Origin of the sequence: Brevibacterium ihuae (genome assembly GCF_900184225.1) — a bacterium.
In the GTDB taxonomy this organism is placed as follows: Bacteria; Actinomycetota; Actinomycetes; order Actinomycetales; family Brevibacteriaceae; genus Brevibacterium; species Brevibacterium ihuae.
The window spans coordinates 1707815-1730163 of sequence record NZ_FXWZ01000003.1 but is presented as its reverse complement, the minus strand read 5'-3'; the positions used below and the strand labels follow the sequence as shown (position 1 = coordinate 1730163).

Here is a 22349-nt window from a genome sequence, read left to right as displayed (position 1 = left end):
GTGGTGTCCATCAGTATGCCAGGGAGATCCGACGTGCCCAGACCGCAGCTCAGCATCATCATCCCCGCAAAGGACGGCGCACCGTATCTCGCGACGATGTTCCGATCGCTCCACCAGCAGTCGCTCGACCTCGACCGGACCCAGGTGATCTTCGTCGACGACGGGTCCGTCGATGAGACGCCCGAGCTCCTCGCGGAGTTCGGGCCCGCCTTCCCGGACTTCACCGTCATCACCAACCCGACGGCCGTCGGCCTGGCGAACGGCCGGAACATGGGCCTCGACATCGCGACCGGGGAGCACATCGCGTTCCTCGACGGCGACGACTGGCTGGCCCCCGATCATCTGTCGCGCACGCTCGCGGCGATCCGTCACCTCGACGTCGATTTCGTCCGCTGCGATCACGTGCAGGTCCAGGGCGGCTCCCGCGAGCTGCGGCGCGCCCCGATGGCGATCCGCAACCGGGCGCTCGATCCCCGCGTCGGCATCCTCCCGGTCCACGATTCGACGATGGTCGACTACCCGTTCGCCTGGGCGGGGATGTTCCACCGGCGGCTCGCCGACTCCGGGATGCTCCGGTTCCCCGCCGACTTCATGACCGCCGAGGATCGCTCCTGGATCTGGAACCTCCATCTCAACGCCGGCTCGTTCGCAGTCGTCGACGTCCCCGGGATCTGCTACCGGCGCGGCCTCACCACCTCGCTCAGCCAGGTGCTCGACCACCGCCAGCTCCTGTTCATCGAGGCGTTCGAGCAGATCTTCGCCCTCGTCGACCGGGATCCCGAATCCGAGCGATTCATGCCCAAGGCGGTGCGCAACTGGCTCGCAATCCTCCATCATCAGGCCGAGCGCTTCGCACAGTCGGATCCGGAGCTCACCCGGCGGATCGCCGAAGGCGCGCGCAGGGTGTCGGCCGAGCTGCCGTGGCCGATCCTCAAGGAGCAGTTCCTCGGCTCCCGCCGGCCCCGACGCCTCGCCGTCTTCCAGTTCATGCCCCACCGCACGGAGCTCGTCAAGGAGTTCATCCGATGAAACAGATCTTCCTCGCCTCGACGTTCTTCGAACTCGTGTGCCTGGCCGCAGGCATCGACTCCGGCGCCTACGACACCCGCGTCCTCCCCGCAGTGCTCCGCACCCCCGGGGAGGAGCCCGCCCGGGATCCGCTCGACATCTCCGAGCGGATCCTTCTCGCATCGAACAACGCGCTCGTCATCGAGCAGGCCACCGGGCTCACCGACACCCCGGGCGCCGAGACTCTGCTCGAACGCTTCGACCGCGTGCTCGTCCTCAACGACCTCATCGCCCCGCAGCACCCGTCGTCGTGGTCCCCGGCGGAGCGCGATCTCCCCATGCTCCAGCGGCTGATCCGGAAGGAATGGGATCTCGGAGCGGAAGAGGTCGAGCTCGTCCTCGAATCGCCCCAGGTCAATCCCGCGATCGCCCTGAGCCGGGTGTTCTCCGACGCGTTCATCCGCGTGCACGCCGACGGGCTCATGAGCTACGGTCCCACGCGCAGCCGCATCCCGCTCGGCATGGGGCAGAGGCTCACCGAGCTCCACTGCCTGCCGCTCGTCGAGGGTCTCCGCCCCCTGCTGCTCCGCGAGTACGGGATCCACCCCGGCTTCGTGCCCGGCAGCGCCTTCACCGCGGTCGTCGACGAGCTCGCCGCGGCTCTCGACGACGAGGTCGCAGCCCTTGTCGGCGACCTCGACGGGGCCGACACCGCGTTCGCCGTCGGACAGTACCTCTCCGCGCTCGGGCTCATCACCTTCGAGGAGGAGGAGGCGCTCCACCTCGAGATGATCGAGAAGGCGGCCCGGTCGGGCTGCACCGCCGTGGTGTTCAAGCCGCATCCTGCCGCACCCCACTCCGCACGCGCCGTCCTCGAGGCCGCAGCCGCCTCCCACGGCATCGCACTCACCGTGATCGATTCGCCGATCATCACCGAGGTGCTCCTCCACCGGCTGCAACCGCGCCTGATGATCGGGGTGTTCTCCACCGCGCTGGCCACCGCCCGCGCGATCTACGGCATCGAGACCGCGACCGTCGGCACCGAGCTCCTGCTCGACCGGATCGCGCCGTACCAGAACTCCAACCGGGTGCCGCTCACCATCATCGACCGGCTCGACCGGACCGGCGCCGCCGAGCTCAGCGCGGCGCAGGCCGCCGAGCTCCAATCGCTCGTCGAGGCGGTCGCGTACTGCATGCAGCCGATCATCGCGCAGGATCTCCGCCCGGTCGCCCAGAACGTCCTCGCGCTCACCGCCGGCACCCCGGAGATGCGGTACTTCAAGAAGCGCCGGCTGATGAAGCTCGGCCTGCCCGGCGGTCTGCGCCCCACGCGCAATCCCAAGACCATCGCCCGGCGCCTCGGCGGGGTCGGACTGCGTCTGGGGAGGCAGCGGCTCCGCTCACGCCTGCCGGGCTCGCGCGAGCGCTCCTGATGGCGGCGCTCGCCTGGGTCGAGTCCCCTCTCCAGCTGCTCTCCGCCCTCGAGGCCGCCCACCCCGGTGAGCAGCTCGAGATCCAGGTGCGCGGCGATGCCCCGGGGATCGCCGAGTTCCTCGACCGGTTCGATCGAGCGTGGCTGCCCGCGGGCACGACGCTGCGCACCGGACTGCACGGCCCCACCGCGCCGCTGGCGTCCTCCGGCACGGGAGCCGCCGCCCCGGTCGACCGCCTGCTGCTCGGGGATCCCTGCTCGGGGCGGTTCCAGGCCGCCCTCGCGCGCCGCCGGTTCCCGCTCCCGCCACGGGTCACCCTTATCGACGACGGCCTCGCCACCGAGCACGCGGTCCGCCTCCTCACCGCGGCCCGGCCCGCGCCCCTGCAGCGGGCGCGCCAGCGCCTCTCCCCCGCCCGGCGCGCCCTCGCGCTCACCGCCGCCCTCCGCCTCCGCGGGCTCCTCCGGGCCGGGCGGCTGACGTGGACCACCGCCCTTTCCGTGGCCCCGGACCTCGGATCCCGGTTCGCCGCGGCCGGCGGGACGCTCGACCGGCACACCTTCGACCGGCTCCGGGCCCTCGACCTCACGACCCCCGACCTGCCCGGGACGATCGTCCTCGGGTCCTCGCTCGCCGCGGACGGACTCATCGACCCCGCCGCCTACCTCGACTGGGTGGGATCCGTCGCGGCGGACACCACGTGCGCCTACCTGCCGCACCGCCGGGAGCGAGCGGCCGACCTCGCGGCGATCGCCGCGCTGCCCGGGATCACCGTCCATCCGGCGGGCCTGCCGGTCGAGCTCCGCCTCGCCGCCGCCCCGCGGGGCGCCCGCCTCCTCAGCCTGCCGACCACGGCCGCCGCGAACCTCGCCCTGACCATGGACTCTCCCGACATCCGGGTGAGCCCGATCCCGCAGGACTGGTGGACCGGAAGCGCCCCCGACGCGCTCCGCCGGGACCTCAATCGGTCCGCCGCACCCCGCGGATACACTGACCGAATGAGTCGTTTCAGCGTCGTGGCCGTGTCCGACAGCGAGTCCTACCTCAAGTGGGCCGCCCGCACGATGGATGCGCTCGGACCCGGGTTCGATGCCCAGCTGTGGCTCATGGAGAGCCCGATCCTCCCGACCGGGGAGCAGATCCGCAATGCGCTCATCGGCTCCTCATGGGAGGGCCGGGAGATCCCGGTGATCGCCCGCCGCGAGCTCGAGGACGAGCTCGCTCGGATCGTCCCCGACGTCGTCCTCGCCGCCGCCACCGGCCCGGTGGTCCAGCAGATCTATGCCTCCGCGGCGCGTCTGCCCCGGCGCCCCGGCCTCGTGTCCGGACTCCCCGGCGTCGGCCTGCCCGCGACGAGCAAGGGCATGCGCTACCGGCGCATCGGGGACATGTTCATCACCCACTCGCACCACGAGCGCGCCGAGTACGAGTTCGTCACGCAGAAGGTGCGCGTGCCCGTCGAGGTCGTCGTCGCCCGGCTGCCCCTCCTGTCCTCCGTCGAGCCGCCCGACCCGCAGTTCGACCCGGCCGACGCCCCGGACCGGATCGTGTTCGCCACCCAGGCCAAGGTGCCCGTCGAGCGCGCCGACCGGATCCGGATCCTCCTCGCGCTCGCCGAGTACCGACGCCGGCACCCGGAGTCCGAGGTCATCGTCAAGGTGCGCTCGCGCCCGGGTGAGCAGGAGACCCACCACGAGGAGTTCACCTACCTCGCGCTCATCGACGAGCTCGTCGCCGACGGTCGCCTCGCCGAGGGCGAGCTCACCACCGCGGTCGGCGCGATGTCGCTCTTCCTCACTCCCGGCTCCGCGCTCGTCACCGTGTCGTCCACCGCAGCCCTCGAGGCGATCGACCGCGGACTGCCGACCCTGATCCTCGACGATTTCGGGGTGAGCGAGAAGATGCTCAACCTCGCCTTCGAGGACTCCGGGATCATCGGCTCGCTCGCGGACATGGTGGACGGGCGGATCGGGTTCCCCACCCGGGACTGGCTCAGGCAGAACTACTTCCAGGAGCCGAACACCGAGCTCGTCGACGCGGTGACCCTGCTCGCGGTGCGCTCCCGCGAGGAGCAGCTCCCCGATCTCCGACGCGCCGCCCGGGTGCAGGACCTGCGCCGCGTGCGCGCCGAGCTCCGGACGATGGCGCCCGCACCGGTGGTCACCGCCTACCGGGCGGTGGCGAACCGTGCGCGGGCCGCCGGACGGTGGCTCAAGGAGTCCTGAGCGGACTCGGCCGCCGGGTGCGCCACGCGGCGAGCACGAGGACGAGGGCTGCGGTGACGGCGAGCGCCGGCCAGTACGTGTACCGGAAGTGGTTGGCCGGAACGATCGGGATGTAGCCCAGGATGTAGCACAGCGCCGAGGTCGAGAGCATCGCGATCTCCGCCCGGAGCATCCGGAGCCGGGGCAGCAGCGCCAGGCACACGACGGCGCCGACGAACCAGAACCACGGCTTGAAGAGCATGGGGAAGGTACCGAGCGCGAAGTCCTCGACGTAGGGGCGGATGATGTACTCGCCGTTCCGCGAGCCCTCGCCCAGCCCGACGGTCGAGGCGTCCCCGTCCCACTCCATCGGCCAGTACTCGAACCGCGAGCTGAAGAAGTAGTGGGAGAACACCGCCATCCGGTACTCGAGATAGCGCACGGGGTGGGTCGGCACGGTCTGCAACCACAGGCTCGTGAGCTCCTCGCGATGCTCGATCGGGGCGAAGCCCTTGCCCCCGATCCCGCGCCCATAGCAGTTCCAGTAGGCGTCCCAGATCTCGCCCATCTCGATGCACACGTCGCGCGCGCCGCTGATCCGCTCCTTGAGCTCGTCCGGGGCGTCGGCGGCGCGGAGCTCGGACTCCGGCACGGAGAACATCACGTCGTCGAGCATGATCTGCGAAATCTGCCCCGTCGACTGCACGTCCTTGGTGGCGACGAGCACCCGGTCGATGCCGACAGTCCCGGCGCCGAGCACGGCGAGCACAGCGAGCGAAGCGCCGGCGAGTGCGAGCAGGCGCCGGGCGGCGAACCGCGGCAGCGGGCTGGAGTCGTCGGACTCCGCGCTGTCGGTGCTCGCGCCGGACGTCGACCCGGCAGCATCCGGCACCGCGGCGGGCCGGTACCCGTGGGACCGGAACACCGCACGGAGGAGGAGCCAGGCGATGTACACCGCGATCGGCATGATCGCGAACACCGCGTTCTTCCGCGCCCCGATCGCGAACAGGAGCAGGAGGCCGGAGGGGACGAGGAGGAGCAGGCTCAGCCGCCGCTCGGGCCGGATGAGGAACAGGAGGACGACGGCCAGCAGGAGCGCCACCGCCATCTGCGTGTCCTTCCACAGCATCCCGATCTGGCTCAGCGCCCACGGGAGCAGCGGGAGCGCGACTCCCAGCAGGGACAGCGCACGGCGGCCGGTCCGCCGGTGGAGGAGAGCGGCGAGGAGCCAGGCGGCGAGGAACAGCAAACCCACCTGGACGACGAGCAGGGAGCCGATCTCCCCGGTGAGGTCGATGAGAGTCTCCCACACCGCGGAGACAAGCGGTGGATGCCAATCCGAGTACGGTTCCTCGCCGAGCGCCTGACGGGCCTGGGAGGCGATGTCGACGTTCGCCCGCCCCGGGTAGTAGACGCGGACGACAGCGAGGGCGAGGAGGCCGCTGAGCACCGCGGTGAGCGCGTCCCAGATCCAGGGCCGGCTCAGCGCACCGCGCAGCAGCCCGGTCTCCTCGAGGCGCGTCGGAGAGCCCGTCACCGGGCGTCCCTGCGCCCGGGCGCCGGGGCCGGCTGCTCGGGTGCGGCGTCCCGGTGGGGGCTGTCGAGCGTCGGGGGGACGATGATGTCGAGCTCGATCGTCTCCGCCTTGGGGTGCTTCTTGAACACCCAGGTGCGGTAGGCGTAGAACCGGAACACCATCGCCAGGCCGATCCCGATGACGTTCGTCGAGATGTTATAGCTGATCGGATCGCGCAGGCCCAGCAGGTACCAGGTGACGCCGAGCGGGAGCACCGCGATGACCATGCCGATCGCGTTGACGACGAAGAACAGGGTGATGCCGCGCAGGTTGGAGCCCACCTGCCGGTCGCTGTAGGTCCACAGGCGGTTGCCGAGCCAGGCGACGACGACCGAGGCGATGGTGGAGATGATCTTCGCCTTGAGCGGGCTGTCCGACATGAGCGCCGGGATGCCGAACGGCCCGAACCCGTAGACGAGCAGGTTCGACAGTCCGACGTCGACGATGTAGCCGAGCCCGCCGACCATGAGGAAGCGGAAGACCTCGGCTGCGAGCGAGCGCCAGCGGGCGGGCAGGCGATGCATCATCCGGCGGTCGTCGGTCCCTGCGCCGGCTGCTGACCTGCCCGAGCGGCGGTGCGGTGCGGGATCTCCCGGGCGTACTCCGTCCGCGCGGCGGGGTCGTCGAGCGTGGGGCCGACGACGTCGCTCTCGGTGAAGGTTCCCGGCAGCGGCGAGCGCACCGGGACGGGCGCGGGGTTGGTCTCCACCGCGGGGTCGAGGGACAGGTAGCGCAGGCGGGCGGACTCGCGGCGGGCGCGGCGCAGGCCGTCGAGCACGAGGCCCACGGACCCCATGAGGAAGGCGAGGCCCATGAGCGCGGCGGCGAGGACCGCCGTGGGGAAGCGCGGCACGAGCCCGGTCTGCGCGTACTCGACGACGAGCGGGATCGCGAGGATCACGGAGAGCAGGGCGAAGATCAGCGTGAGGATCCCGTAGAACAGGGTGGGGCGCTCGTGCCGGACGAGCGAGCCGATGAGTCCGAGGATCCGGAACCCGTCGCCGAACGTCGAGAGTTTCGACTCGCTGCCCTCCGGCCGGTCCCGGAAACCGATCGGGTACTCCGCGCACGGCAGGCGCAGCGCCATCATGTGGACGGTGAGCTCGGTCTCGATCTCGAACTGCTTGCTGATCGCGGGGAACGACTTGACGAACCGCCGCGAGAACACGCGGTAGCCCGACAGCATGTCCGAGACCTCGGACTTGAACAGCCACCCGGTGAGGCGGTTGAACATCCGGTTCCCGGCCTCGTGCCCGGGACGGTAGGAGGACGTGTCCTGGGTGTCCTGCCGGACGCCGAGCACATGGTCGTAGGGGCCGGAGAGGAGGAGCTCGATCATGCCGGGGAGGTCGGCGGCCTCATAGGTGTCGTCGCCGTCGATGGTGACGTAGAGGTCCGCGTCGATGTCCGCGAACGCCCGCCGGATGACATTGCCCTTGCCCTTGAAGCGCTCCTGGCGGACGATGGCGCCGGCCCGTGCGGCGAGCTCGGAGGTGCGGTCGGTGCTGTTGTTGTCGTAGACGTACACGGTCATGCCCGGGACCGCCGCCTTGAGGTCGGTGACGACCTTCTCGACGGTGATCTCCTCGTTGTGGCACGGCACGATCGCCGCGATCCGCAGCGCGCCGGTGTCGGTCATCGACGGCATTGATCCCCGATCCTCGGTGTTCCCGCGGCCGGCCCGGGTGCGGGCGGGACGGCAGATGGTCTGATGACGCCAAGTCTAGGGCCTGGGACGGCCCCGATCCGTCCGCGGCGGCGCGTGTCAGGCGCGCGGACGCGGCGCGGGGCCGGTACCGGGAACCTCCGGCACCGGCCCCGCATCCGGTCGGTCAGCGGTGGGTGATGTGGGCGCGGCCGCCGCGCCACTCGATGAACCCGCCCTGGAAGTCCTGCCGGGTGACCCCGTTCCGCTGGTACTCCGCGGAGGTCGGGTAGCCCAGTCGGCCGTTCTCGTAGCCCTGCTTACCCCAGGCCGTGCGGATGCCGCCCCACGTGGGGTGGGCGCCGGTGGCCGGGGACCAATGGATATCTCCACCCTGAAATGACTGGTAAGCGCCTCCGTTCTTCAGACCGCCCTGCTCCCATGAGCGCGGGTAGCCGAGCTTTCCGTTCTCCCAGCCGGTGGAGCGCCAGGCGTTGCGGATCCCGCCCCACGTGGGGTTGGCACCGGTCGCGCTCGACCAGTGGATGGAGCCCCCCTGGAAGTTCTGGTAGGAACCGCCGTGCTTCAGGCCCTTCCGCTCATCGGTGGTCGGGTATCCGAGTCGACCGTTCTCCCAATCGCGCTTGCTCCACGCGGTACGGATCGCGTACTGCGTCGCGTGCGCGCCTGTGGCTCTGGTCCAATGGATGGTTCCGCGCTGGAACTGCTGGTAAGCACCGCCTTCCTTGAGCCCGCCATACTCTCGAGTATTGGGCGCGCCGAGGCGCTCCATGCCGTTGTTCGCCCGGTAGTAGTTGCCGATCGCGCCGGCGACGGGGAACAGCACCATGTTCGCGGCCTCCTTCTTGCCGTTGGTGCGGAAGCGGCTGAGCTGGGAGTACAGGCCGTTGCCGGGGCAGTCGGTCGTCGACACGTCACGATGGCCGAACACCCGGTTGAGCGAGACCTTGCGGCCGCTCGGGTAGCGGGTGCTGCCGCCGGAGGTCATGGTGACCTTGGTAGTCGGGTCGTAGCCCCAGAGCGCGGCCTGCCAGCCGACGATCCGGTCGATCGCGCCGAGTGCGCTCCATGGGGTGGCACTCGAGTAGGTGCCCATCACCGCGACGCCGAACGCCGAGGTGTTGAAGCCGCCGGCGTGCGCGCCGACGATCGCGCGGTCGACGCCGCCGGCGCGGCCCTCGTAGATCGTGCCGAAGCGGTCGACGAGCATATTGTAGCCGACGTCGCACCAACCGCGGCTCTGCGTGTGGTAGGACAGGATGCCGCGCAGGATGCCCGGCACCTGCGACTTGCTGTAGCTCGAGGCGCCGGCGGTGTGGTGGATCGTCACCGCGCGGTTGACCGAGGTGGTGTCCGACTCGCACCGTTTGAGCGACTCGTTCGCACCCCACTCCTTGCGGCTGACGAAGGAACCCAGGCCCGTGGTCGAGGCGACGGTCTGTGCGGACGCGCCGCCGGCGGCGCCGGACGGTGCGGCGGTGTAGTTCGAGCCGTTGATCCGCGGCTTCTCCGCCTCCTCGGCCGGGGCGGACGGCTCGCCGGGCGTGCCCTCGTCCGAATCGCCGCGCGGGAGCTCGGGCTCCGACGGCGTGGGGGCCGGCTGGGTCGGCTCCTCGACGGAGTCGGCGATCTCCTGGTCCGCGGTCGTGGGCTCGGCGGAGAACACGTCGACGCGCATGTCGTCGGTGTCGGCGGCGGGCTCCTCGGAGCGGATCTGGATCTGCTCGGCGTCGGTGACCGCGAGCGGCTCCGTGCCATCGACGGCACCCGCGGCCTCGGCGCTGCCCGGTTCGGGACCGGCGCCGTCCTCGACCGGGACCGCGTGCCAGCTCTGCCATTCGCCGTCCTGCTTGACGCGGTACTCGGCGGACGGGTTCTCCCCGTCCCAGGTGACGCCGACGACGGCCGTCGCGTCGACATCGATGGTGACGGTCCGGTCCGGAGCGGTCAGCTCGGTGGTTCGGTGCACCTCGGCGCTCGAGTTGTCGAAGCGCGGGGCGGCGCCATCGGAGAACACCGATGCGCCGGGCTCCACGGGCCGGAGGTCGAAGCCGGCAGTCCCGGGAGCTGCGAGCGCCGGTCCGGCGAGCAGCACGCCGGCAGCGGCGAGTGCGGTGGAGGTCGTCAGAAGATGTCCGAGCGACATGGGAAGGGTCCTTCCGAACGCACCACTGCGGGTGCGGAGATCGATTCGGATGATCACGGACCATTGAAACCTGGATCACCTGACGGATCGCCCGCAGTCCCGATGCGGGGAGTCATCGTTACCCGATCGTGACGCTACTGGCGAGGAATTGCAGAACTGCGATGGTAAATGCTCAACCGAGCAGGGCCGCGATCAGCGCAGCCCGAGCAGCCGTTCGTCGAGAGTGTCCGCAACGGTCCGGCCGTAGAGGCCGGTGATGTGGTTCGCGTCCCGGTAGACGAGGACCGAGCCGACGAGCGCCGGGCAGAAGTCCTCGGTGCAGAAGCTGTCATGGAGGCCGACGAGCCGCACCTCGGGCACCCGCTCGGCGGCGGCGCGCATCGCAGCACCCAGCCGCTCCCCCTCGTACGTCCCGTCGCGAGGGAACCCGCATTCCTCCGGATCATCCGGATGCGCGGCGATGCAGTCGGGGAGGCGTTCGTCGGTGGGCGGGAGCGGCGTCGGCTCGAGAGCGAGGACCTCGATCCCGGCATCGACCAGCGGCTGCCAGACGTCGACGTAGCCCTGGGTGCCGGGCACCTCCTCGGTGCTGTCCGGCGCGATGTCGGCGGCGTTGTAGTTCGTCGTGAAGACCTTGTCCGGGTCCATGGCGAGGACTCGCTCGAGCGTCCGCGCGTTCGGGGTCGTGCACTCGAGCTCGCCGCCGACCTCGTAGCCGCGCGGCTCGGCGTTGAACGGACACGAGTCGTGAAGGAACACCGTGACCTTCCAGTCCGTGCCTTCTGCGAGATCCCGCACCGCCGGCATCCACATCGCCGCGTGCGAGTCCCCGACGACGACGAGCGAGCGGGAGCCCTCGGGGTTCCCGATGACGCATTCGGCCGTGGACGTCGCGGTGGCCCCGTTCGGGACGTCGGCGCACTCGGGGAACTCCGGCTTGTCATCGCGAGCCTCGACGGGCGGCGGCGCGATGATGCCGGCGAACCCGTCGGCGTACTGCGCGTAGTCGGTCTCCCCCATCGAGCCGGCACCGGCCGACTCCGGCAGGGTCTGCACGAGCGTCTCGATGTCCCCGGCGTCCTCCTCCGACTGGAGGGCGAGCACGCCCTGGGGGACCACGGCGACGACCGCGGCGAGCGCCATCGCGGCGACGGCGGCCTCGGCGGTGAGCCAGCGGTGGCGCTGCAGGGTCCAGCTCCGCCGGACGGGCTCCTCGACGAACCGGTGGCTCGCGACCGCGAGGACGAGCGAGATCGCGGCGAGCCCGATCCCGTCGACGAATCCCGGGTGCGCGCCGGCGACGGCGACGTAGAAGACGATGACCGGAAAGTGCCACAGGTACAGGGAGTACGACCAGGCGCCGAGGCGCTGCACCGGGCGCGAGTCGACGAGCGGGGTGAGCGAACCCGGTCCCGTCGTGCGGCCGGCGGCGATGACGGCCGCGCAGCCGAGGGTGGGGAGGAGCGCCGCGAGCCCGGGGAACGGGGTCGCGCCGGTGTAGAGGATGCAGGCCGCAGCGATCGCCCCGAGGCCGACGAGCGCCAGGACGCTGCGGAGGAGCGGAGCCCGGCGCGGGTCGCCGAGCACGCAGGCGAGCAGGCCGCCGATGCCGAGCTCCCACACCCGGGTCCAGGTGACGAAGTAGGCCGCCGGGTCGGCGGCGTTCACCTCGAGGACGCTGATGACGAACGAGGCGAGGACGACGACGCCGAACACCGCGAAGGCCACCGTGCGGTAGCGTCGCGGGTCGACGAGCACCTCGACCGGTCGGGCGCCGCGCGTCGCGGGCGACCGGCCGGCGCGCGCCGCATGCCGGGCCGCCGCCTGTCCGCCGGTCCGGCTGCCGGTGCGCGGCCGGGCGAGGACGAAGGCGAGGAGCGCGAGCAGCGGCCAGAAGAGGTAGAACTGCTCCTCGACCGACAGCGACCAGAAGTGCTGGAACGGGGTGTCGGCGACGTCCTGCTGGAGATAGTCCACCGAGTTCCCGGCGAGCACGAGGTTCTGCACGTAGAACGCCGAGGCGATCCCCTGGATCGCGGTGTCCGTCCACTGCGTGGCGGGCAGGAAGAACGGGGCGGCGACGGCGGTGACGAGGATCGCGACGGTGGCCGCGGGAAGGATCCGCCGAGCGCGGTTGGTCCAGAACTCGAGGAGCGAGAGCCGCCCGCGGACCTCGATCTCGCGGAGGATGTGCGAGGTGATGAGGTAGCCGGAGATCACGAAGAACACGTCGACGCCCACGAACCCGCCCGGCAGCCAGGCGGGATTGAGGTGGTAGAGGACGACGGCGCTCACGGCGACGGCGCGCAGGAGCTGGATCTCGGGACGGAAGCGGCGGGTCATGGTGGCGGGCGGACGGTCTTCCTCGGTGGTGACGGGGTCGTGGATCGCAGCGGGCGGGTCGCCGTGCCGGAGCATGAGGCGGCCCCGGGACGACGGTGCGACTGCCCGATTCTACGGCACTCGTAATGTGACCTTGGCGACTTCCGCGCCGAAATGCGTCGTTTCGTGTCATTCGCCGCCGTCCGCTCCCCCGCGCTGGTCGAGCATGGAAGGCGGCTCGGTGCGAGCCGTCGTCATCCGCGCGCGCCCGCACCCCCGAGGACACCATCCCCCTGCACATCCGAGGAGTACCCGTGATCGAACTGCGCGGTCTGCGCAAGGAGTTCGCCGGCACCGTGGCGCTCGAGAACATCGACCTGTCCGTGCCCGCCGGCGAGATCCACGGCATCGTCGGCCGGTCCGGCGCCGGGAAGTCGACCCTCATCCGGTGCCTCACCGGCCTGGAGCGGCCCACCGCCGGCACGGTCACCATCGACGGCGTCGAGATCAGCGGCCGCCGCGGCGAAGAGCTCCGCCGCGCCCGCCGGAACATCGGCATGGTGTTCCAGCACGCGAACCTCCTCGATTCGCGCACCGCGCTCGGCAACGTCGAGCACCCGCTCGAGATCGCCGGGACGGGCAAGCGCGAGCGCCGCGCCCGCGCCCAGGAGCTCCTCGAGGTCGTCGGCCTGGCCGACCGGGCGGGCAACCACCCCGCCCAGCTCTCCGGCGGTCAGCAGCAGCGCGTCGGGATCGCCCGCGCGCTCGCCGCCGATCCCCGCATCCTGCTGTGCGACGAGCCGACCTCGGCGCTCGACTCCGGCACCACCCGGCAGATCCTCGAGCTCATCCGCTCGCTCCGCGAGCGCCTGGGGATCACCGTTCTCATCATCACCCACGAGATGTCGGTGGTGCGCGAGGTCTGCGATTCGGTGACCCTGCTGGAGAACGGCCGGATCGCCCGCACCGGCACCCTCCTCGACGTCATCCGGGACACCGACTCCCCCCTCGGGCGCGAGCTCCTCCCGCTGCCTCCGGGCGGCGCGGGCGAGGGCACCGCGATCGAGGTGCTCCTCACCGACGTGCCGCTGCGCCGGCTGCTCGACATCGTCGACCGGCATTCGGCCGACGCGCACATCGACTCCGGTGCCATCGAGACGATCACCGGCTCCCCGGTGAGCCGGCTCCGCTTCACCGTGGGCGACCCCGGCGCCGCCCGCGCTCTCGTCGCCGACCTCGACGCCGCCGGCATCCACGCGGAGGTGACCCGATGAACACGCCCACCTGGTTCGACAACCCCGCCATCACCGTCGAGCTCCTGCCCTCGCTCGGCGAGACGATCGCGATGACCGCGTGGTCGACCGCGATCGCGATCCTCATCGGCCTGCCCCTGGGCATCTGGCTGTTCGTCACCACGAAGCACTCGCTCGCCCCGAACGCCGTCCTCCATCAGGTGCTGTCGACGATCGTCAACATCGGGCGCTCGATCCCCTTCATCATCCTCATCATCGCGCTCATCCCGTTCACCCGGTTCGTCGTCGGCACCGCGCTCGGCTGGCAGGCCGCGGTCGTCGCGCTCACCATCAGCGCGATCCCGTTCTACGCCCGGCTCGTCGAGATCTCGCTCCACGAGGTCGCCGGCGGCAAGGTCGAGGCCGCGCAGATGATGGGCGCCTCGCGCGGGCAGATCATCCGCCAGGTGCTCGTCCCCGAGGCGCTCCCGGGACTCATCAGCGGCGCCACGGTGACCGCCGTCGCTCTCGTCAACTACACCGCGATGGCCGGTGCGGTGGGCGGCGGCGGCCTGGGCGACCTCGCGATCTCCTACGGCTACAACCGCTACCAGGCCGACGTCATGCTCGCCTGCGTCGTCCTGCTCGTCGCCTTCGTCGGGCTGATCCAGCTCGCAGGCGACCGCCTGGCGCGCCTCGTCGACCACCGCTGAGGGGTCGCGCCCGCGCCCCGCGGCGCTCTGCCCCTCGCCCGCGGCACCGCACCGCGAGCCACCGCACCGCCAGCCCGCCCACCACCGACCATCCGTTCCACCGATCCGATCCGCCCTTCCTCATCCAAGGAGAACCATGAAGCTCACCCTCGCAGCGCTCGCCGCGACCTCCGTCCTCGCCCTCACCGGCTGCGGCCTCACCGGCGGCTCCGACGAGGTCGGCACCGAGTCCGGCGGCGTCACCACGCTCACCATCGGCACCTCGGTCACCCCGCACGGCGACATCTGGCGCTTCATCGACGAGAACCTCGCCGCCGACGCCGGCCTCGACCTTGAGATCAAGGAGTTCACCGACTACTCGCTGCCCAACCGCGCGCTCGTCGACGGGGAGCTCGACGCGAACTACTTCCAGCACCTGCCGTACCTCGACTCCGAGCGCGAGGGACAGGGCTACGACCTGTACCACTTCGAGCAGGGCCTCCACATCGAGCCCTTCGCCCTCTACTCGGAGAAGCACGGCTCCGTCGAGGACCTGCCCGACGGCGCCTCGATCGGCATCAACAACGACCCGGCCAACCAGGGCCGCGCCCTCAAGCTCCTCGCCGACAACGGGCTCATCAGCCTGGCCGACGGAGTCGACCCGATCACCGCGACGATCCACGACGTGGCGGAGAACCCCAAGAACCTCGAGTTCATCGAGGCCGAGGCCGCCCAGCTCGCGCGCACCCTCGCCGACACCGACGCCTCGGTGATCAACGGCAACAACGCCCTCAACGCGGGCCTGTCGTCCAAGGAGGACGGCCTGCTCGTCGAGACCCCGGAGGACAACCCGTACCAGAACATCCTCGTCGTGCGCGCCGGGGACGAGGAGAACGAGGCGATCCAGAAGCTCAACGAGATCGCCCACGACGACTCCGTGCGGACGTTCATCGAGGAGACCTGGCCCCAGGGTGAGGTCATCCCGGCGTTCTGATCCGGACCGCACCCGCGCTGCGCACACAGGGCCGTGACCGTCGATGGTCGCGGCCCTGTGTGCGCCGGTCCGCCTGTGTACGGGAGGGTAGCCGGTGCCGAACGCATCGGACCTGTTCCGGTCGGTTCCGGTCGGTTCTGGACGGGTCCGGTCGGTTCAGACTGGTTCAGACTGATTCGAATCGTCACCTCCCCTGAAGGGATTTTCCGAACCTCCGGAGGGCCTGCTCACCAGTACGGTGCGCAGGCCCTCCGGCGTTCATCTGCTGTGTACGGCGGGCAACTCGGCGAGCGCGATTCCGCGTCTCCGGGCACACCTCCAAATTGTCGAACAGGCCCCGCGGCGCAGGACTCCGAGGCAGATAGTTCAGCGCGAAGGGCACGGGACGAGGACCTCGGCGCTACGACCTCGGAGCAGACACCATCCATTCGGGTACGCGGGCGGCACCATGAGGTTCTCGTTCGAAATTGTATTCGTACAACACTTGCTTTTGACGATGCTCGATATTAGAATGGAATCGAACATGGCGGCGGTACCGGATGCTGACGAATCTCCAAATGTGGATCACCACTTCTGGAACCGCATCACACAGACACGGGAGGTGGTCGACATGGCGACGGTGCTCTGCCCGGTCGAGCTCGTCGATGAGAGCGGTGTCTGCGACTGGTCCGCACACGAGCCCTCAGACGGCCGCGCGGTGGTCCCCCCGGGCAGCACGCCCACCACCTTCACTGCGTCCACTTCACATCCCGACGACGTTCGCCTCCTCGGTGGAACCAGCGACCGCCCTTCCGTGCGCCCTGACGAGTCCGAGCACCCTTCCGTGCTCGAGCACCCCACCGCGAACCCGGCGCCCGCACTGCTCAAGCGAGCAGATCTCGATCGCGTCCGCACCGTCTTCCCCGAGCTGCTGGGCATGATCGATTCACTGCGCTCGCTCGAAGGGGAGATCCGCGATGGCGGACGCGCCGCATCTGCGGAGGACACCATGTCGGCACTCTCCGCGATCGAGGCGATGAATCGCGTGACGGAGTCCATCCAGGCCTCGCTCCTCTCGCGCTTCCACCGGGAAGGCGTGCCGGAGAAGTACGGCGCACGCTCCGCCCGGGCGTTGCTGCAGGAGCGCCTCAAGCTGTCGACGCGGGAAGCCAACCGTCGGGATGCCCTCGCGCGGAACGTCGGCGAGCGGGTGGGACTCGACGGCGGTCTCATGGAGCCCGAGTACCCGCTGCTCGCCGAGGCCCTGCGGTCGAGCGCCGTCTCCACCGACCAGGTCGAGGCGATCACCCGGTCGGTGACGAAGCTCCCGCCCACTCTCCGCAGCCTGCACCGGGCGGCCGCGGAGAAGATCCTGCTCGAGTCGTCCCGGGACCTCCAGGTCAAAGACATCCCGGTGCTCGGCCGCCGCATCGTCGATCATGTCGACCCGGACGGCCGCTGCCCGCGTGACGAGACGGATCCGGAGGCCTATCACGTCACGGTGGCGCCGCTCGCCAACGGCGACTGGCGGCTGACCGGTCTGCTCGACGCAGTCTCCGGCACGATGCTGCGCTCCCTCCTCGACGAGCGCTGGTCCACGGCGAGCACCGACGGGAGCGGGACGTGCACTGCCAACGGTGGGGCTGGCACCGACGGGGGCGCGACGTGCACTGGCGAGCGCGGTGCGAGCACCAACGGAACTGGGACATCCATTGGCGAGGGCGGGGCGAGCACCGAAGCGGGACGGGCGAACCGTCCGGGCTGGTGTGATCGCGCGACCAGCTCCACCGATCCGCGCACCGGCTTCGCCCCGTCGACGGCCGGGCGGATCGGTTCACCGAAACCGATGGCGACCGATCAGGCAACTCCCCTGCTGCCGGACACGCGTCCACCCGGGGTGCGACGGCACGATCGGTTCAGCCATCTCATGACACGCTGCGCCCGGGACCGGGTCGCGCACGATGGGGCGTACGCCGTCGTTGTCACCGCGACAGCCGAGCAGCTCGCGGCCGGCAGAGCCGAGGTCGAGACGCAGTACGGCACGCCGATCCGGCTCGAGGACCTCCTCCGACTGTCCGCCGCCGGCAAATTCTTCTACCACTCGATGGGTTCACGTGCTCGCCCCGCTCGGGTTCGCACCGAGAGTCGGTTCGCGAGCGCCACGCAGGTCGCGCTACTCACCGCTCGGGACCGCGGATGCACCTTCCCCGACTGCGACGCCCCACCCGGATGGTGCGATTCGCACCATATGATCCCGCATGCACGGGGCGGGCCGACCGCCCTGTCGAACCTCACGCAGGTGTGCACCTTCCACCATCACTGGCACGAACGATACGGCTGGGAGTCGGTCATGGCCCGCGGTCTGCCCGCGTGGATCCCGCCGCCGGACATCGATCCGCTGCAGCACCCGATCCACCACTCGAAGTTCCGCGCTCAGTTGGACGATGTCCAACTGCCGCTGTTCGACGCCGACGCCGGCCCGGGGTGACCTTTTCAAGCGCCTTGGCCGGTGTGACCGTATTGGGTGCTTTGTCCGGTGTGACCGTATTCGGCGCCGATCCGGGGTGACGATTTCGAGCGCCTTGTCCGGGGTGAGAGCGCTCGGTCCGGGGAACGCCCTGGATCTTGATCTCGAGTTGAGCCCTTCGGGTATCCGGTCCGGGGCACGCCCCAGAATCCTGATCTCGATCCGTCGCTCAGTCGTCGGAGTCGTCTCCGAGCATCTCGTTCTCGCCACCGTCGTCGGTGTCGTCCTCATTGCCGGAGCCGGGATCGTCCTCGTCACCGGAGCCGGGATCGTCCTCATCGTCCGAGTCCCACGGCATCGAATCGCCTGGGGGTTCGTCACCCGGTTCGGTGACGCCGGTACGTCCCGAAACTACGAACCAGACGATTGCGGCGGCGACGAGCGCCACGATGACCGCGACCGCCAGACCGCTGCACCCGAGGATGCACCCGAGAGGAGAGCGCCGCCGACCGTTCATGGGCACGATCGTTTCCCGCCTCACGCCACTGCCGTTCCCTGCCTCAGAACGCTGCTGATCCCTGCCTCAGAGCACTGCTGCTCCCCGCCTCAGAACAGCCCGGTGATCCGTCCGTCGTCGTCCACATCGATCCGCAGCGCCGCAGGGCTGCGCGGCAGACCCGGCATCGTCATGATCTCGCCGCAGATGACGACGACGAATCCCGCTCCGGCCGACAGCCGGACATCGCGGACGGTGAGGATGTGCCCGGTCGGTGCGCCGAGCCGCGCAGCCTCGGTCGAGAAGGAGTACTGGGTCTTCGCGATGCACACGGGAAGACCCCCGAATCCCTCCTCGGCGAACATGTCGAGCTTCCGCTGCACGGCGGCCGGGATGTCGATGCCGGCGGCACCGTAGGTGCGAACCGCGATCGACTCGATCTTCTCCGCGAGCGAACCGTCGAGGTCGTAGGCGTACCGGGGCTCGGCCGGAGCGCCTTCCGAGTCGGCCGCATCGACGGCGCCCATGACGGCTCGCGCCAGGTCGACCGCGCCCGCGCCGCCGTCGGCCCAGTGCGTCGCCGGCACTGCCGCGACCCCCTCGGCGGCGAGCAGCTCGATGAGCCGGTCGATCTCGGCATCGGTGTCGCTGGGGAAGCGGTTGATGCTCACCACGGTGGGTACGCCGAACACCTCGCGCAGGTTCTTCACGTGCTGACGGAGGTTCGGCATGCCCGCCTCCAGCGCGGTCAGATCCTCGCGCTCGAGGTCGGCGCGCGCCACCCCTCCGTGGTACTTGAGAGCGCGCACGGTCGCCACGAGCACAGCCGCGTCCGGCCACGAGTCCATCGCCCGCATGGTGATGTCGAGGAACTTCTCCGCGCCGAGGTCCGCGCCGAACCCGGCCTCGGTGACCGCCCAGTGGCCGAACCGGCGAGCGGCGGCCGTGGCGAGCACGCTGTTGCAGCCATGGGCGATGTTCGCGAAGGGTCCGCCGTGGATGAAGGCGGGCGTGTGCTCGATCGTCTGCACGAGGTTGGGCCGCAGCGCGTTGCGCAGCAGAGCGGTCATCGCCCCGGCCGCGCCGAGGTCGTCGACGGTGACGGCCTTCTTCGCACGGGTCCGGGCGACGACGATGCGGCCCAGGCGCTCCTTGAGGTCGTCGAGCGAGGTCGCCAGGCAGAAGATCGCCATGACCTCGCTCGCGACGACGATGTCGAAGGCATCCTCACGCGGGATCCCGCCGTTGTAACCGCCGAGCCCGATCGCGACCTGGCGCAGCGAGCGGTCGTTGAGATCGACCACCCGGCGGATGAGGATCCGGCGCGGGTCGATGTCGAGCTCATTGCCGAAGTGCATGTGGTTGTCGAGCATGGTGCACGCAAGATTGTTCGCGAGCGCGATCGCGGCGAAATCACCCGTGAAGTGGAGGTTGATGTCCTCCATCGGCAGCACCTGCGCCCAGCCGCCGCCGGCCGCCCCGCCCTTCATCCCGAACACCGGGCCGAGGCTCGGTTCGCGCAGCGCGAGCACTGCGGGCGCCTTGCCCTCGACCGCCGGCCAGTTCTCCTCGCGCGCAAGGTGTCCGAACGCATCGGCAAGCCCGATGCTCGTCGTCGTCTTGCCCTCACCGGCAGGCGTCGGGCTCATCGCGGTGACGAGGACGAGCCTGCCGGGTGCGGCGACCGCCTCGGCCCCGGTCGCGAGCACGCCCAGCGGCAGCTTCGCCGCGTGGTGACCATGGGGCACGATGTCCTCATAGCTCAGCCCGATCGACGCGGCGATCTCACCGATCGGCTTGAGCTCGGCGCGGGACGCGATCTCGATATCAGTCGACATGAGCCCAGTATGCCCGGACCACCCCATCGAACACAGATGAGCGATGCGCTCGTTTCGCAGAGTGCTTCCCGGCCAGCCCGGCCACAGCGCTCCGGCGACGGGCACAGTCTCGGACGCCTCCCCTCCACCCGGCTCGACCGCGGGCACCGACGGCGGCACGGCACGTCTCAGCTCACGCGGGGCGCCTCGGACGGAGCGCGGTTCAGGCCCAGCCGAATCGGTCCTGGTAGACGTGGTCGCACACGCTGGCCTCCGGCTCCCAGGGCTCGGGCGCAGGCAGCGGCTCTCCCGATTCGGTGTCGACGAGCCAGCAGTCGCCGGCGCGGATCCGCACCCGTTGCTCCTCCTGGTCGTAGTCGAAGACGGAGATCTTCGCGCCCAGCGTGAACACGTGGGCGTGCACGTGGGCGGCGACCGACATCGCCGAGGATCCCAGGCCGTGGATGAAGATTGCGCGCCCAGCCCGGCGCAGCGCGCCCTGCTCGAGGTAGAACTTCTCCCACGCCACCGGGTCGATCTCGCGGAGGTCGTCGATGTCGGGCACGTGGTAGCTCGGGGTGAGGAGCTGGTGGCGGAGGACCTCCTGGTCGGCGAAGTGCGCGTAAGGGTAGATGTTCTCGCCGAGGATCGGCTCGCTCGGATCGGTGAGACCGGCGTCACGCGCCTTGCGGATCATCTTCCCCATCGCGCAGGGGCGCCGCTCGGGGAAGATCGCCTTCTCCTCGAGCACGTCGTGCTGGTACTGCGCCTGCACCTCGGGCCGGCGCACGCTCGTCGCCTCGAGCGTGGTCTGCGGGGTGAGGGTCTGCGAGGTGTTCACAGTGAGCGAGTATACGAGCGGCGATGACCGGCAGCAGTCGCCGAGGTGAATGGCGCGCGAGCCTGCCCGAGGCCGAACGGCACCGCCGCTGACCGGACTCTTCCCCGGATTCCGGACCGGCACCGGCGTCACTCTGGCCCAGCGCCCCGACCACGGCTGAGGCCCGGCACCCTTTCCGCGGTGCCGTCGCCTCGGTAGGCTCGCACATGGCACGCATGCGCTCGCGCACCCGTGAGCACCCACCCTCACCAGCAGGAGGAACACATGGAATTCCGGTATCTCGGCAACAGCGGTCTCAAGATCTCGGAGATCACCTACGGCAACTGGCTCACCCACGGCTCCCAGGTGGAGAACGACATCGCCACGCAGTGCGTGCACGCCGCGCTCGACGCCGGCATCACCACCTTCGACACCGCCGACGTCTACGCCAACACCCGCGCCGAGCAGGTGCTCGGCGACGCGCTCGCCGGGCAGCGGCGCGAGTCCCTGGAGATCTTCACCAAGGTCTACTGGCCCACCGGGCCGCGCGGCCACAACGACTCCGGCCTGTCGCGCAAGCACATCCTCGAGTCGATCAACGGCTCGCTCAGGCGGCTGGGCACCGACTACGTCGACCTCTACCAGGCGCACCGCTTCGACTACGAGACCCCGCTCGAGGAGACCATGCAGGCCTTCGCCGACGTGGTCCGGCAGGGCAAGGCCCTCTACATCGGGGTGAGCGAGTGGACGGCGGACCAGATCCGCGCCGGCCACGCGCTGGCGAAGGACCTCGGCGTGCAGCTGATCTCCTCGCAGCCGCAGTACAACATGCTGTGGCGCGTCATCGAGGCCGAGGTCATCCCCGCCTGCGAGGAGCTCGGCATCTCCCAGATCGTGTGGTCGCCGATCGCGCAGGGCGTGCTCACCGGCAAGTACGCCGCCGGCGCGGAGCTGCCCGCCGGATCACGGGCGACCGACGAGAAGGGCGGCGGCGCGGAGACGATCAAGCGCTACCTCACCGACGAGGTGCTCGCCGGGGTCGAGGAGCTCAAGCCGATCGCCAGCGACCTCGGTCTGTCGATGGCGCAGCTCGCCGTCGCCTGGGTGCTGGCGAACGACAACGTCGCCAGCGCTCTCGTGGGCGCATCGAAGCCCGAGCAGGTTATCGACAACGTCGGTGCCGCCGGGGTGAAGCTCGAGCCCGAGGTGCTCTCCCGTATCGACGAGGTCGTCGGACACCTCGCGGTCACCGATCCGAAGAAGACGGTCTCCCCCGACACCCGCCCGAGCTGAGAGGCGGCGCCTTCTCGCTCTCTTCCCGGGATGCGGGTTCTGGGCGATCGGGTTGTCCTCGGGCTCGAGTGGTCAGCGGGTTCGGGTGGTCAGCGGGTTCGGGTGGTCGGGCGGGTTCGAGTCGTCAGCCGGGTCGGGCGGTCCGCCACGCTCGAGCAGTCAGCCGAGCTCGAGTCGTCAGCTGAAGCCGTGCAGCCGGGCAGG

At 70.3% G+C, this 22349-nt stretch carries 16 protein-coding genes; 8 read left to right on the top strand and 8 right to left on the bottom strand.

Annotation, left to right across the window (positions count from 1 at the left end; genetic code table 11):
* Window positions 1–33: 33 nt before the first annotated feature.
* Genes C1A17_RS13055 through C1A17_RS14285 form a run of 3 tightly spaced genes read left to right on the top strand, consistent with a single transcriptional unit; the run spans window position 34 to window position 4666 of the window.
* The gene (locus C1A17_RS13055) at window positions 34–1029 is read left to right on the top strand and encodes a glycosyltransferase family 2 protein (protein ID WP_101653383.1); all 996 of its coding nucleotides are present in this window, start codon (window positions 34–36) and stop codon (window positions 1027–1029) included.
* The gene (locus C1A17_RS13050) at window positions 1026–2441 is read left to right on the top strand and encodes a polysialyltransferase family glycosyltransferase (protein ID WP_101653382.1); all 1416 of its coding nucleotides are present in this window, start codon (window positions 1026–1028) and stop codon (window positions 2439–2441) included. The genes C1A17_RS13055 and C1A17_RS13050 overlap by 4 nt, the downstream gene beginning before the upstream one ends.
* A complete protein-coding gene (locus C1A17_RS14285) occupies window positions 2441–4666 on the top strand; it encodes a DUF6716 putative glycosyltransferase (RefSeq protein ID WP_101653381.1) in 2226 nt (741 codons plus the stop codon). The genes C1A17_RS13050 and C1A17_RS14285 overlap by 1 nt, the downstream gene beginning before the upstream one ends.
* On the opposite strand, the gene C1A17_RS13040 is transcribed toward C1A17_RS14285, so the two are convergent.
* From C1A17_RS13040 to C1A17_RS13020, 5 genes are all read right to left on the bottom strand, one after another.
* On the bottom strand, window positions 4653–6182 hold the full coding sequence (locus tag C1A17_RS13040) for a hypothetical protein (RefSeq protein WP_101653380.1): 1530 nt from the start codon (window positions 6180–6182) through the stop codon (window positions 4653–4655). The genes C1A17_RS14285 and C1A17_RS13040 overlap by 14 nt on opposite strands.
* A complete protein-coding gene (locus C1A17_RS13035; protein WP_101653379.1) occupies window positions 6179–6748 on the bottom strand; it encodes a GtrA family protein in 570 nt (189 codons plus the stop codon). The genes C1A17_RS13040 and C1A17_RS13035 overlap by 4 nt, the downstream gene beginning before the upstream one ends.
* Window positions 6745–7860: a glycosyltransferase gene (locus tag C1A17_RS13030; protein ID WP_101653688.1), complete on the bottom strand. Its 1116-nt coding sequence runs from the start codon at window positions 7858–7860 to the stop codon at window positions 6745–6747. The genes C1A17_RS13035 and C1A17_RS13030 overlap by 4 nt, the downstream gene beginning before the upstream one ends.
* A gap of 193 nt (window positions 7861–8053) precedes the next feature.
* Window positions 8054–10033 carry an N-acetylmuramoyl-L-alanine amidase gene (locus tag C1A17_RS14655; protein ID WP_101653378.1) on the bottom strand — a complete coding sequence of 660 codons (1980 nt, stop codon included), beginning with the start codon at window positions 10031–10033 and terminating at the stop codon, window positions 8054–8056.
* A gap of 192 nt (window positions 10034–10225) precedes the next feature.
* Complete coding sequence (locus tag C1A17_RS13020) at window positions 10226–12376, bottom strand: acyltransferase family protein (protein WP_180953331.1); 2151 nt, start codon at window positions 12374–12376, stop codon at window positions 10226–10228.
* 293 nt (window positions 12377–12669) lie between these two features.
* Between C1A17_RS13020 and C1A17_RS13015 the strand changes: the two genes are divergently transcribed.
* The 4 genes from C1A17_RS13015 (at window position 12670) to C1A17_RS13000 (ending at window position 17740) form a co-directional block, all read left to right on the top strand.
* On the top strand, window positions 12670–13629 hold the full coding sequence (locus tag C1A17_RS13015; protein WP_101653376.1) for a methionine ABC transporter ATP-binding protein: 960 nt from the start codon (window positions 12670–12672) through the stop codon (window positions 13627–13629).
* Window positions 13626–14300: a methionine ABC transporter permease gene (locus C1A17_RS13010; protein ID WP_101653375.1), complete on the top strand. Its 675-nt coding sequence runs from the start codon at window positions 13626–13628 to the stop codon at window positions 14298–14300. Before C1A17_RS13015 ends, C1A17_RS13010 begins: the two co-directional genes overlap by 4 nt.
* A gap of 136 nt (window positions 14301–14436) precedes the next feature.
* Window positions 14437–15273, top strand: a complete 837-nt coding sequence (locus C1A17_RS13005; RefSeq protein WP_101653374.1) for a MetQ/NlpA family ABC transporter substrate-binding protein — start codon at window positions 14437–14439, stop codon at window positions 15271–15273.
* A 238-nt stretch (window positions 15274–15511) separates the two neighbouring features.
* Complete coding sequence (locus C1A17_RS13000) at window positions 15512–17740, top strand: HNH endonuclease signature motif containing protein (RefSeq protein WP_146000641.1); 2229 nt, start codon at window positions 15512–15514, stop codon at window positions 17738–17740.
* 208 nt (window positions 17741–17948) lie between these two features.
* Here the strand turns inward: C1A17_RS13000 and C1A17_RS14650 are convergent, their stop codons facing one another.
* The 3 genes from C1A17_RS14650 to C1A17_RS12985 form a co-directional block, all read right to left on the bottom strand.
* Complete coding sequence (locus tag C1A17_RS14650) at window positions 17949–18077, bottom strand: DNA polymerase V family protein (RefSeq protein ID WP_245873755.1); 129 nt, start codon at window positions 18075–18077, stop codon at window positions 17949–17951.
* Window positions 18078–18325: 248 nt separating this feature from the next.
* Window positions 18326–20053: a formate--tetrahydrofolate ligase gene (locus tag C1A17_RS12990; protein ID WP_101653371.1), complete on the bottom strand. Its 1728-nt coding sequence runs from the start codon at window positions 20051–20053 to the stop codon at window positions 18326–18328.
* A gap of 202 nt (window positions 20054–20255) precedes the next feature.
* Window positions 20256–20873, bottom strand: coding sequence for an HIT family protein (locus C1A17_RS12985; protein WP_101653370.1), 618 nt, complete (start codon window positions 20871–20873; stop codon window positions 20256–20258).
* Between the two features lie 264 nt (window positions 20874–21137).
* Here C1A17_RS12985 and C1A17_RS12980 point away from each other — a divergent pair, with 264 nt between their 5' ends.
* A complete protein-coding gene (locus tag C1A17_RS12980) occupies window positions 21138–22145 on the top strand; it encodes an aldo/keto reductase family protein (RefSeq protein WP_101653369.1) in 1008 nt (335 codons plus the stop codon).
* Window positions 22146–22349 lie beyond the last annotated feature (204 nt).